Here is a 12,307-nt window from a genome sequence, read left to right as displayed (position 1 = left end):
GAATTCACGCCGATCGACTATCCAAAACCGGATAACGTCTTGAGTTTCGATAAACTGACCTCGGTATTTCTCTCCAACACCAATCATGAAGAGAACCAGCCGTGCCACCTGGTGCTCAAAGACAGCAGCGTGCCGCTGAGCAAGAATCTGCCTTTATATGCAGAACCGGCGCAGCGTTACTGCCCTGCCGGCGTATATGAAATCGTTGAGAATGAAGCCGGCGAAGCAGCCTTCCAGATCAACTCACAGAACTGCGTTCATTGTAAAACCTGCGATATTAAAGATCCGGCGCAGAATATCACCTGGGTAACGCCAGAAGGCGGCGGCGGGCCTAACTATCCAAATATGTAGCGGGCCTGATATATGAGTTCTACTGTCTAGTCCAGTCTGTAAGATGCATTGGATGAAATATTACAGATTGACCTTAAAAGCACCTGCGGGTGCTTTTTGCTTTTAGCAAAGCTAAACATTATCTGAAAACAATGGCGACAGCGGTTACAAGAGGTGCTTTGCAGCAGGCAACGTATTACTATGCGCCTCATTATTCAGACCTTGGTCGTATCATTTTTTTATGGGAGTCAGAAATGGATATCGCTGCTTATCTTAATGCAATGATTGCACTGTTTGTCATTATCGATCCGATTGGTGCGGCGCTTATATTTCATTCGCTGGTTCCGGTTGATGATATGCGTCACAGAATAAAAATGGCGGTGAAAGCCGCACTCATCTCATCAACCTTATTGATTTTGTTCGGAAACTTTGGCGAGCCCTTGCTGCATAAACTGGGGATTAGTATCGATGCTTTACGTATATCGGGAGGTATTTTGTTATTTTATACAGCCTTCCATATGATCACTAAAGATGCTGAGCATACCAGTACGACCGAAAGGAAAGACATTGCGGTGTTTCCCATGTCAATTCCTATGTTGGCAGGTCCCGGATCGCTAACGCTGGCTATTCTGTTGTATTCCAAGGCAGCTGATTATGAAAGCAGCTTGTCAATTACACTGGCGATTCTGACGATCAGTGCTGCTACTTTGATTATGATGATTCTGTCACGTTACGTGAAGCGGGTAATCGGCAGAACCGGAGATGATATTTTACGTCGTTTCCTCGGGGTTATTCTGGCGGCGCTGGCCATTCAGTTTGTGCATGACGGTATTGTTAACCTCATTCAGCCTGTCCTTTAGTGTGGTTCCATACCCATAATTAACAGTCAATAATCAACCATCAACCATCAACCATCAATAACCAATAAGCTTAATGCCCTTTATTGCTACGCTATTCATAGTTTTCTTTTGAAATATATTGTGCGGGCAATGGCGTAGCTGACATGTCTGATGCTAATTCGAAGAGACTGAATAGCGTAAAACTCAGATTATCCTGACTGGTGGGTTTGTCACGCATCGTTTGTGATTGTTCTACATCCACATCTGAGTGTTCACCTGCCCAAATCATAAAAGGTACATGTGTCTGTGCATCAGGAGCAAACAGATAGGGCATACCATGAAGGTAAACGCCATCCTCTCCCAGAGACTCGCCATGGTCGCTCATATAAACCAGGGTTGTTTCATAACGTTGATTGTTATTCTTAAGGAGCCTGACCGTCTCTGCTAAGAAGTGATCGGTATACAAAATGGTATTGTCATAGGCATTGATAATCTCTTCTTGTGAGCAGCTGGATAGCTCTGCTGACTTACAGACTGGCGTAAAGCGTTCAAACGCAGCGGGGTAGCGTTTGAAATAGGCAGGCCCATGACTGCCCATCTGATGTAACACAATGAGAATGTCATTGGCTTGTTGGTCAATATACGCTTGTAAACCAACCAGCATACCGGTATCACGGCATTCGATATCGCATAGGGTATTCACGTCTGGCGAGCGATAAGAGACATATTCAACACGATCAGCAACGCCTTTTGAATTAGAGTTATTGTCTCGCCACAAGACACTGACACCCGCCTTAGCAATAATATCGAGCACGTTCTCTGTCTGGTGTGCTTGTTCAACGTCAAAATCTGATTTGGGCGTGAATGAAAACATACAAGGCACCGAGATAGCCGTCGAGGTACCGCACGAGGCTACCTGTGAAAAGTTGATAAGACTGCCTTCCTGATGAAGCTTACTTAATTCAGGTGTTGTATTACGTGGGTAGCCGTTTAGTGACCAGTGATCGGCCCGTGCTGTCTCGCCTACCACCAGAATAACGAGTTCATGGTGGATATCTTGAGGAGGTATGTTGGCTGATTCTGCTATTTTGGTAAAAGATTGTGATGCATTAGAGCCTGTTACCTTGGTAAGCAAATTGCCGGCAGAGTATATCGGGTATGCTGGATTGGTATAAAAACGGAGTAATTTATGCTCGCGAAAGAAGCTTGCATAATGTTCACTGAAGGAAAAAATACAGATCAGCATTATAGCAAAAGCAGCGATGCCGGTTTGCAGCGTGTAGCGAGTTTCTGTGATGAAGTGCTTATGCTTCCAGGGCAACATCCAAACCAGCGCGATAGGAATGGCACCGAACAGCCCCAGGCGCATCCAAAAGGCGCCACTCATCAGATCATTGGCTTCAGATACATTGGTTTCGAGCATGTTGCGCAGCATGCTGCTATCGATCACCGTGCCGTATTGGTCGGTAAAGTAGGCAGAGGTTACCCCGATGATCAGCATGATCGTAACAGCAAAGCGAGCGGGCACAAGAAGACGGATAATGCTTATCAACACAACCAGTGACATAAACAATAGCACGCTGAGTGACACAATAAAGCCTGCATTTTCTGCCCGGGAATAAACGTGAGTTACTTCTTTAAAAAAGGTCAAGTTGGCTGTTAACGTTAAAAAAAGCGCGCTAAGTATAGTAAGGCGTGTAGGTGTTAATACAAGCGCTGACGTATGCTGATTCACAAGCGGTTCTCTCGATGCAGATGTATAGGATTACGTGTGGCGTCGGTTTTATTATCAGGCAAATTAAATATCTGACAAGTAGCACCGCCAGAACTAGAGATACAAAGACATATTTAGTTCATTACTGAATATTCAGTATTAGCAATATATTATATAACGTGCGTTGTTGCCAGCCGTGGAAGTCATAAAGAAGGGAGGGAGTATCAACAAAACTGCGGGTAAAACTTCATTTTCATCCGCCTATACGTTTTTGCAGCTTTGGCCATTCAGTTTGTTTATAAAGAGACCGGAACTGATTGAGATAGTCGGGTTTCTTCGCCATCTACCGGGCTGTCAGGTACTAATTGCGCGAGCACTAGTGAGATGCCCGCCATCGCCGCACCTGCATAAAAGACGATAGCAGGGGATATCAGCCACAATAACCCAAAACTGGCGGGTATGAATACTGCGGCGATGTGGTTAATCGTAAAAGAGACGCCTGCCGTCGGAGCGATATCTTCCGGAGATGCTATTTTTTGGAAATAGGTTTTTATTGCGATGGCCATGGCAAAGAAGAGGTGATCGATAATATAAAGAGTTGCCCCCCACGCGGCGCTCTCGACCAGAGCATAAGCACTGAACACGCCAATAAGACCAATATATTCAAAGGTTAAGGCGCGCCTTTCTCCCCAGTGAGTAATGAGTTTTCCAATCATTGGCGCAACTATAATGTTGATTGCCATATTGGCAATAAACATCAGGGTTATCTCGGAGGCGGTGAAATCAAATTTCTCTACCATCAGAAAACCGGCAAATACGACAAATATCTGGCGTCGGGCACCGCTCATAAAAACCAGCGCGTAGTAGAGCCAGTAGCGTTTCTTCAGGAATAACTTTTTGCGTTGTTCTACTTTTTCCGGAAAATGCGGGAAAAAGCTCCAGGCCGCTACTGCTAGCATAAACGTGATGCCACCGCCGGTCAGGTAGATCCCGATCATGGAAAGTCCAAAGTACTCAAGCCCGACATATACCATGCCGTAGGCGGTCAGAGCGGTTGCCGAGCCCATCGCAATCAGCTTTCCCATCACTTTTGGCGCTTCGCCCTTTTTCAGCCATTGCAGTTGTAGTGATTGGTTAACCGTTTCAAAATAATGGAAACCAACAGACATCAATACAGTGGTAAAACACAATCCCATAAAGCTGGGTAAGAAACCGGTCAGTGCTGTTCCCAGACCAAGCAGGGCCAATGAAACAACCGCCAGCGTTTGTTCTTTGATAATCAATAGTAAAAAGATAACAGCAAAAGAAAGGAAGCCGGGGATTTCTCGCAGGCTTTGCAGGATGCCCATGTCGGCGCCATCAAACTGCGCATACTCCACCGAGAAATTGTTGATGAGTGCCATCCATGTTCCCATAGAAAAGGGCATGGCAGCCGCCATGATAAACAGCAATACAGTGGGTTGACGCCAGCGCGGTGAGTGGTTTTCAGTTTCCATGAGCATCGCTCTATCAGTTCGTCCTGCTACCTTAGCGCTTTATAATTGAGTGCGATAGTGGGGTTTGTGCAACAAATGGTGTGCGATCTGCAACGCAAAGATAGAAAAAAACCAGTCAGCGGAGGCTGACTGGTAATAGGGGGGCACTTGATAAAAGGGAGCTTAGTAAAACAGTCTGCTATTTTTCTACAAAAGCGCGTTCAATCACATAATGGCCAGGTTCGCCGCGTTTGTGTTCAGAAAAGCCCATCTGGTCTAGCAGGGAGCATGTATCTTTGAGCATGCTTGGGCTACCGCAGATCATAAAGCGATCCGCTTCAGGGTTGAGTGGCGCTAAGCCGAGATCTTTGGCCAGCTTGCCGCTAGACATCAGATCAGTCAGGCGTCCGTTATTACGATATTTTTCGCGTGTAACGGTAGGGTAATACATCAATTTTTCACTGATAAGCTCACCCAGGTATTCATGCTTGGGCAGATGATTGACGATCATGTCTGCATACGCCAGCTCGGATATAAAACGAACGCCGTGTGTCAGAATAACCTTGTCATAAGCTTCGTAAATTTCCGGATCCTTAATAATGCTCATGAAAGGCGCCAGGCCCGTGCCTGTGCTGATCAGGTAAAGGTTTTTGCCGGGTAGCAAATGATCGTTGATCAGTGTGCCGGTAGGCTTTTTACTGATCAGTATCTGATCGCCCACTTTTATCTGCTGCAGTTTAGAGGTTAGAGGGCCGTCCTGAACCTTGATGCTGAAGAACTCGAGTTCCTCTTCATGGTTGGCGCTGGCAATACTGTAAGCGCGCATTAACGGGCGTCCTTCGTGTTCCAGGCCGATCATAGTGAAGTAACCGTTCTTGAAGCGAAAACCGGCATCACGGGTTGTTTTGAAGCTAAACAGCGTGTCATTCCAATGATGTACGCTGGTGACCTGTTCCTGACCAATGGATGACATCTCTTTGTCTCTCTTTTTAAGTTCGTTTAGTGCTAAGTGCTATTAGTTCTAAGCACGATTAAATATTGTGATAGATGTTATAAAAGTGTAGCTTATCGGTAAAGCGGGATATTCGTATATATATAATCGGAAATATCGATAATGAGGTATTCACTACGTCAGCTAGAAGTATTTTTAGCGGTCGCGCATCACAACAACATCACGCGTGCCGCGGCGAGCCTGTCGATGTCGCAGTCAGCGGCCAGTAGCGCGTTACGTGACCTGGAAGATCATTTTGATATCCAATTGTTTGATCGGGTAGGTAAACGATTGCAAATTAATGAATTGGGTCGGGTGGTACGCCCACGCGCCGAAGCATTGCTGGAGCGTGCCAGAAGCCTGGAAAATGAGCTGATGCAGCATCAGACGCCCGGGCATCTTAAGTTAGGGGCTACGTTGACAATCGGTAATTACCTGGCCGTAGAGCTAATGGCTAAATATATGGCTAACCATCCGGGTAGAAAGGTAACACTGGATGTGGCGAATACCTCGGTGATTGTTGAAAAAGTTGCAAATTTCGAACTGGACATCGGTTTGATAGAGGGAGAATCCAATGATGCTTCTCTGGAGTTTATCCCCTGGCTGGAAGATGAGCTGGTGGTATTCTGTGCTCCCTCTCACCCGTTAGCAAAAAAAACGGTGTTATCTGACCAGGATTTGCAAAGTGCAGGCTGGATTCTGCGAGAACAGGGATCAGGTACACGTCAGGCATTTGATTGGGCCATGCATGGATTGCTCCCTAGTCTTAATGTGCTGTTGGAGTTACAACATACTGAAGCGATTAAGCGATCAGTCAAAGCCGGCGTGGGTATCTCTTGTCTATCGAGAATCACTTTGCAGGAATCTTTCGTTAATCAAAGTCTGGTTGAGTTAAATGTTGCGGGTCGGGACATGCACCGGCAATTTTATCTGGTTCTGCATAAGCAAAAATTCCGTAGCGCCGGAATTAACAACTGGCTGAAGATGTGTATAAATCGTGAGCAAACTGTCCCTTAGTTGTTTGTTTCATGATCAAAAAAACTCAAATAACGATTATTTTTACGTTTTATGCAAAAACATCCGGTCAGAGGGTTGACACTTTTTCTCAACACTATAGAATCTGCGCCCATCCAAGAGGAGGGGTGGCTGAGTGGTCGAAAGCACCGGTCTTGAAAACCGACGAGTCGCGAGGCTCCCAGGGTTCGAATCCCTGCCCCTCCGCCATTGGATACTGAAGTTCCTCGATAGCTCAGTTGGTAGAGCAGTAGACTGTTAATCTATTGGTCGCTGGTTCGAGTCCAGCTCGAGGAGCCACTTCAGGCGGGGCGTTAGCTCAGTTGGTAGAGCAGTTGGCTTTTAACCAATTGGTCATAGGTTCAAATCCTATACGCCCCACCATTTTTTACAGATCTACCTCAGGACGGGGCGTTAGCTCAGTTGGTAGAGCAGTTGGCTTTTAACCAATTGGTCATAGGTTCAAATCCTATACGCCCCACCATCCTGAAGGTCTGATTATCTGCGCAATACTCCCGAATAAATTCTCAACCCTTTGCTTTATCTTCATATCTGTAGCTTCATACATCTATATTTCCATACGCACTGAAATACTCTCGTCAAGAGCATTATTCTGCCTTCGTCTTTCTGTTAATTTATAAAGAACAATGCCATCTTGTTATACGCTTGATAGCGTTATTGATATTCGGATATGGTCAGAATCTTATGAAAACAAATTTGATAACCCGTGAAGGCTATGAGGCCTTACAGAAGGAGCTGAATTACCTGTGGCGGGAGCATCGGCCTGATATTACCAAAAAGGTGACCTGGGCGGCGAGTCTGGGAGATCGTAGTGAAAATGCTGACTACCAGTACAATAAAAAAATCCTGAGAGAAATTGACCGGCGCGTGAGATATCTGCGTAAGTGCCTGGATCAGTTAAAAATTGTGGATTACTCACCTCAGCAGGATGGCAAAGTCTTTTTCGGTGCATGGGTTGAGATTATCAATGAAGATGATGAGCTGAAAAGGTTTCGCATCGTCGGAGGAGATGAAATCTACGGCCGTAATGATTACATATCGATCGATTCACCAATGGCGCGGGCCCTCCTGAAAAAAGCGATTGATGATGAGGTAATCGTCTCTACTCCTAAAGGAGAGAAAGTCTGGTATGTTAATGCGATATCTTATCCGAAGATTGTACTGTGAAGGTGGCGTGAAACTTGTATAAATATTGTATGAACATTAGCAGGGTGTTTCTGTCTGATCAGTGGTGCCTATTATTTAGAATAAGTCGTCAGAATACGGTGTTATCGGGCTGCTTTTTTTGCGCATAGGCTCTAGCAGAGATTTCAATGCCTGGAGTTCGATACATGGATTATGTTACATGGAATTTAGTGCATACAACTCAGCAGATAAAATTTAGCTTATAACAATAGTTAGCTAGTGAATGCAGATGGGCAGGTGAGGATAGTTTGATGTTGAAACGCTGGGCACTGAAGATACCTGTCCTATTGCTATTGATGAGTCTTGCGATGAATCTGATGGCGGCTACGCTGGTCGTGAAAATTGATGGAGTGAGTAAGGAGCAGGAGCAAAACATTCGCTCGATGCTGAGTCTTGAGTCATTACAAAGCAAAGCAGTGGCCAGTGATAGTCGTCTTCGCTATTTATATGGCAAAGCTGAAAATGAAATTAGTAAAGCGTTACAGCCCTTCGGGTTATACCGCCCTGAAATCAGCTCGCAGCTGACAGAAGGTGAGCAAGGCTGGGTCGCCCAATTTAACATCACTCCAGGCCCGGTCTTGCTCATCAATACGCTGGACATGCAGTTGCTTGGAGAAGCCTTACAAGATGATGCCTTTAATAAGCTGTTTTCTGGCTCTCCTTTGCGTAATGGAACACCGCTGATTCACAGTGTTTATGAAGATATGAAAAAGAAAGTCAACTCATTGGCGGCTGAGCGGGGGTTTTACCAGGGGGAGTTTACTGAGCACCGTGTTGAAGTTGATTTGGTTACTTATCAAGCCAATATAGTGTTGCATTATGATAGCGGCCCTCGCTTTAGAATCGGCGAGGTTGTCTTTTCTGAAAGTCCGTTGTCGGATGATTTCCTGATGCGTTACCTGCCCTTCAAAAAAGGTGATCCTGTACAAAGTGGTAAGCTGCTTGATTTACAGGGGGCACTGGTCGATAGTGATTATTTTCAACGTGTTGAGGTGCGGCCTCTATGGGGCCAGGCGGTTGGCGCTCAAGTACCTGTTGAAGTCACGCTGGATGCAAATAAGCGTACTAAATATCGGGCCGGTATTGGTTATGGAACGGATACCGGAGCCAGAACGACTCTGGGAGTGACGCGCCGTTGGGTCAATAAGCAAGGGCATCAGTTTAATACCCAGCTGCGGGCATCCGAGATCCGCAATAATCTGGCCGCTGAATATTCGATTCCGGGATTACGTCCCCAACAAGATCGTTATGCGGTGAATCTGAGTCTGAATGAAGAAAACTCAGATAATGTGGAGACCAGTAATCGTCTTCTGGGGGTATCGTGGCAAAAGCAGCAAGGTCGGTGGCAGCAAGTGGCTGCCCTGGGTTTTCAGCAGGAAGATTTCACGATTGGCAGCGAAACCACTCAAACCACCTTTCTTATACCCCGTATTAGTCTATCGATGGTGTCTACTAAGGACCGGCTGAATGTTCAAAACGGTTACCGATTGACGCTGCAGGCATTGGGCGGCAGTGATGTTCTCTTGTCCGATACCAACTTTGTGCAGTTAAGATTAGGCGCTAAGGCGGTGCACAGTTTTACTCCGAAGTTACGTTTATTGGGGCGCGCAGATGTGGGGTTAACGTTCGTCGATGATTTTGATAAATTGCCGGTTTCGCAGCGGTTTTTTGCCGGGGGCGATAACAGTGTACGAGGCTATGAATATCAGAGCCTCAGCCCGAAGGATGATAGTGGTGACGGTCTTGGTGGTCAGAATTTATTAGTAGGGAGTCTGGAAGTTGATTACCGTCTGAAAGGTAACTGGGGTGTTGCTACGTTTATTGATGCGGGTAACGCTTTTGAAGGGACGGACACCGATCTGCACATAGGGGTGGGTGTCGGATTACGTTGGTTTTCACCGATCGGGCCGGTACGTATAGACCTGGCAATACCGCAAAGCGGTGATGAGAATGGTATTCGTCTGCATCTGAACCTGGGGCCAGATTTGTGAGATTAACCTACAAACGAGTTGGTTGGGGAATATTTGCCGTTATTGCGCTGTTGTTGGTGCTTGTGGTGACGACAGTTGTCTATGTAACAACGACAACAAGTGGCCTGAAACAGCTGGTTGCGGCTGGACAGCGCTGGTTGCCGGGTGAGCTAAAGGTGGAACAGATTGAAGGCACTCTGTTGGATAGCGTTTCGCTGCAACAGTTGAGCTATCAGAACGAGAGTATCAGTATCGCGTTTCAGCAATTCCGCCTGGCGTGGGATCCTGCCGCATTACTCAACGGTAGTGCGCATATCCGCTCGCTGACGTTAGAGCAGCCTGTTATCCGGCTGTTGTCTGTCGCACCGGAGCCCATTCCTGACACCACAGCTGAAAAACCTCTGTTTCCTCTGGTATTCCCCGATCTTAAATTGCCGCTCAGGGTTCAGATAGATCATCTTAACATTAGTCAGCTGGCCTTTTATCAGCCACCCATCGCCGAAAATCCATCTGAGCCGTTGCTGCTGGATCAGTTCCTGTTGCAGGCGTATAGCAAAGGGTCAAGTTTGATAGTGGAGCAGCTGCAGCTTGTTGCACCGCAAGGAAAAATTAACCTCGCGGGGCGGCTCCAGCCTGTTGGTAATTATCCATTCAACTTTTCGACAGAGTGGAGTATGCAGCAGCCGGATCAGCCAGACCTGAAAGGGAAAGGCCTTTTACGAGGAAATTTGGCTGAGCTGGTTATGGATCAGCAGTTGTCTGGCATGCTTGATCTTAACGTCTTTACATCGATTAGATTATCGGCTGATACGCTTACTCTCGACAAACTACAGATTTTACAGCCGGCAAAAAAAGCTGAGCTGTTATTCAGCGGCGAGATAACCGCCTTAGAGACAACGCCTAATGTGGCGCTGACCGGTAGCTGGAAAAATCTGGGTTATCCGCTGCACACTGATGCTGTTTATAGCAGTAGTCATGGTTCGGTTAAATTAAGCGGTAGCATGGAAAAATACCAGTTGACACTTAAAAGTGCGCTTGACGGTATAGATATTCCTGCGGGGCAGTGGCTCCTCAATGCTGATGGTAATGCAGAGGCGCTGACATCGTTTGCCTTATCGGCAGACACGCTGGGCGGTGAGCTGCGAGGCAATGGAAAAGTCAGCTGGCAGCCATACCTGAGCTGGCAGGCCGTACTCTCCGGTGAGCAGATTAATCCGGGTAAAGAGTGGAGCGAATGGCCTGGCAAACTCGATTTTGTATTGCACAGCAATGGTGCGCTGCAAGAGCAAAAACCGTTGCAGTTGCAGGCGGATCTGACTGCATTGACGGGCACGTTGCGCAACGAGCCGCTTAAGGGCAGTGCGAGCGTTTCGTTGACGGGGAGTGAGCTGGCGATTAAACAGTTGCACCTGAATGTCGCCAGCGCAGAACTTCAGGCCTCGGGTGTCGTCGGTGAGCAGATGAACCTGGATTGGATGCTGAATGCCCCGGCATTGGCAAAAGTACTGCCCGGCGCTGAGGGAGTGCTCAGCGGAAAAGGAACCTTGCGCGGTCCTAAAGATCAGTTGCATCTGGTGGCTGCACTACAAGGCAAAGGCTTAATGTTTGCGCAAAATCAGATTGAAGATCTGAATGCCGATCTGGATATCGACCTGAGTGCTGAACAAAGCTCGCATCTGCAGCTGCAGGCGACAGAGTTGAACTTAGCCGGACAGCGCTGGCAAACGCTGACGTTGAATGGCCAGGGCAAGCCCGCACAGCATCAGTTAGCGCTAACGCTGGAGCAGGGGGCGGTCGATTTGAAACTAGCGGTAGAGGGGGGCTGGCAAGCGCCTCAATGGCGGGGTGCGATGACCCGTGCGGACGTTGATAATGAACTGTTGGGGGCGTGGCAGTTGCAGCGTCCTGTCGACATAACCGCCAGTGCTGCGAAGGCAGACCTGGCCAGTTTTTGCTGGCAGCGAACGCCGCTGGGGAGTGGCGAGCTATGTGGCCAGGGTGGCTGGTCTTCAGTGGGAGGCAGCCAGGGGGAGCTGAACGTGCGTCAGTTGGCGTTGGCTATGTTTGAGCACTTCATGCCACCGGGCACAAAACTCGATGGGCAGTTTGAGGCACAAACTAGGTTTCGACAGCCTGCTGGAAAACAGCCAGACTTTTCGTTAGTAGCACGCATTAGCGACAGTCAGTTGGTGCTGCAGGATGCGGACATGAAGGTCAGCGCCGGTGACATCCGGTTGAATGCCAGTGGCAGACAAGGGCAGATCAAAGCAGATTTTCAGCTGCCTTTGACTGAGCCCGTCGGGCAGATGCAGGCTGATCTGACGATTGATGATGCTTATGGCGTAGGGACGTTGACAGGAAAAGTGCAAACTGAACTCAGTGACTTAAAGTTTATCTCATTGTTTACGCCTCAGCTGCAGGCCGTGGGCGGTAAAGTGGAGTCTCAGCTTAACATCAGCGGTAATCTGGAAAAACCGCAGGTGATGGGGTATCTGCAATTAGCAAATGCCAGCGCAGAGTTGCCGGCATTAGGGCTTAAGCTGGATGCGATTGAACTGGATATTCGTGATCAGCCGGCGAGCTCAGTACTCTTGTTAAATGGAGCGCTCCGATCAGGCGAAGGGGTGCTGCAGCTGAGTGGTTTGCTGGATCCGCTTAACTCTGCCGGCCAGGTGAGTATTCAGGGAGAGCGCTTCCAGGCCGTGGCTACGGAGGAGCTGAAAGCCTGGATCTCACCACAACTGGATATTGATGTGACGCCCGGGTTG

The 12,307-nt window shown here is 47.7% G+C and carries 9 protein-coding genes and 4 tRNA genes; 10 read left to right on the top strand and 3 right to left on the bottom strand.

All coding sequences use genetic code 11. The annotated features are described in order from the left end of the window. Together ABY436_RS15745 and ABY436_RS15740 are read left to right on the top strand one after the other, a co-directional pair. The coding region (locus tag ABY436_RS15745; protein WP_372739884.1) for a 4Fe-4S dicluster domain-containing protein at positions 1-351 on the top strand (351 nt) is incomplete at its 5' end. 89 nt (positions 352-440) lie between these two features. Further along, positions 441-1,190, top strand: coding sequence for a MarC family protein (locus tag ABY436_RS15740; protein ID WP_372739883.1), 750 nt, complete (start codon positions 441-443; stop codon positions 1,188-1,190). Between the two features lie 91 nt (positions 1,191-1,281). On the opposite strand, the gene ABY436_RS15735 is transcribed toward ABY436_RS15740, so the two are convergent. From ABY436_RS15735 to ABY436_RS15725, 3 genes are all read right to left on the bottom strand, one after another. Next, complete coding sequence (locus tag ABY436_RS15735; protein ID WP_372739882.1) at positions 1,282-2,904, bottom strand: phosphoethanolamine transferase; 1,623 nt, start codon at positions 2,902-2,904, stop codon at positions 1,282-1,284. A 275-nt stretch (positions 2,905-3,179) separates the two neighbouring features. After that, positions 3,180-4,379 carry an MFS transporter gene (locus ABY436_RS15730; RefSeq protein ID WP_372739881.1) on the bottom strand — a complete coding sequence of 400 codons (1,200 nt, stop codon included), beginning with the start codon at positions 4,377-4,379 and terminating at the stop codon, positions 3,180-3,182. 178 nt (positions 4,380-4,557) lie between these two features. Then, a complete protein-coding gene (locus ABY436_RS15725) occupies positions 4,558-5,331 on the bottom strand; it encodes a ferredoxin--NADP reductase (protein WP_372739880.1) in 774 nt (257 codons plus the stop codon). 141 nt (positions 5,332-5,472) lie between these two features. Between ABY436_RS15725 and ABY436_RS15720 the strand changes: the two genes are divergently transcribed. The 8 genes from ABY436_RS15720 to ABY436_RS15685 form a co-directional block, all read left to right on the top strand. Beyond that, positions 5,473-6,366: a LysR family transcriptional regulator gene (locus ABY436_RS15720; RefSeq protein WP_372739879.1), complete on the top strand. Its 894-nt coding sequence runs from the start codon at positions 5,473-5,475 to the stop codon at positions 6,364-6,366. Positions 6,367-6,485: 119 nt separating this feature from the next. Continuing rightward, positions 6,486-6,573 (top strand) — tRNA-Ser (locus tag ABY436_RS15715). A gap of 14 nt (positions 6,574-6,587) precedes the next feature. Beyond that, positions 6,588-6,663, top strand: a tRNA-Asn gene (locus ABY436_RS15710). An 8-nt stretch (positions 6,664-6,671) separates the two neighbouring features. Continuing rightward, positions 6,672-6,747: transfer RNA gene (locus ABY436_RS15705), tRNA-Lys, on the top strand. Between the two features lie 24 nt (positions 6,748-6,771). Beyond that, a tRNA-Lys gene (locus ABY436_RS15700) sits at positions 6,772-6,847 on the top strand. A gap of 221 nt (positions 6,848-7,068) precedes the next feature. Then, on the top strand, positions 7,069-7,551 hold the full coding sequence (gene greB, locus ABY436_RS15695) for a transcription elongation factor GreB (RefSeq protein ID WP_372739878.1): 483 nt from the start codon (positions 7,069-7,071) through the stop codon (positions 7,549-7,551). Positions 7,552-7,820: 269 nt separating this feature from the next. Further along, the gene (locus ABY436_RS15690; protein ID WP_372739877.1) at positions 7,821-9,560 is read left to right on the top strand and encodes an autotransporter assembly complex family protein; all 1,740 of its coding nucleotides are present in this window, start codon (positions 7,821-7,823) and stop codon (positions 9,558-9,560) included. Further along, positions 9,557-12,307, top strand: a 2,751-nt coding sequence (locus ABY436_RS15685) for a hypothetical protein (RefSeq protein WP_372739876.1), incomplete at its 3' end; no start/stop codon positions are given. The genes ABY436_RS15690 and ABY436_RS15685, both read left to right, overlap by 4 nt.

Origin of the sequence: Neptunomonas sp. (assembly GCF_041601355.1) — a bacterium.
In the GTDB taxonomy this organism is placed as follows: domain Bacteria; phylum Pseudomonadota; class Gammaproteobacteria; order Pseudomonadales; family Balneatricaceae; genus Neptunomonas.
Note: the sequence above shows the minus strand (reverse complement) of the source record. Positions and strands in the feature narration are given on the sequence as shown.

Coding starts and splice junctions, on each gene's coding strand:
- ABY436_RS15730 (WP_372739881.1), bottom strand. CDS start 4,379: ATGGAAACTGAAAACCACTCACCGCGCTGGCGTCAACCCACTGTATTG.
- ABY436_RS15725 (WP_372739880.1), bottom strand. CDS start 5,331: ATGTCATCCATTGGTCAGGAACAGGTCACCAGCGTACATCATTGGAAT.
- ABY436_RS15720 (WP_372739879.1), top strand. CDS start 5,473: ATGAGGTATTCACTACGTCAGCTAGAAGTATTTTTAGCGGTCGCGCAT.
- greB (WP_372739878.1), top strand. CDS start 7,069: ATGAAAACAAATTTGATAACCCGTGAAGGCTATGAGGCCTTACAGAAG.
- ABY436_RS15690 (WP_372739877.1), top strand. CDS start 7,821: ATGTTGAAACGCTGGGCACTGAAGATACCTGTCCTATTGCTATTGATG.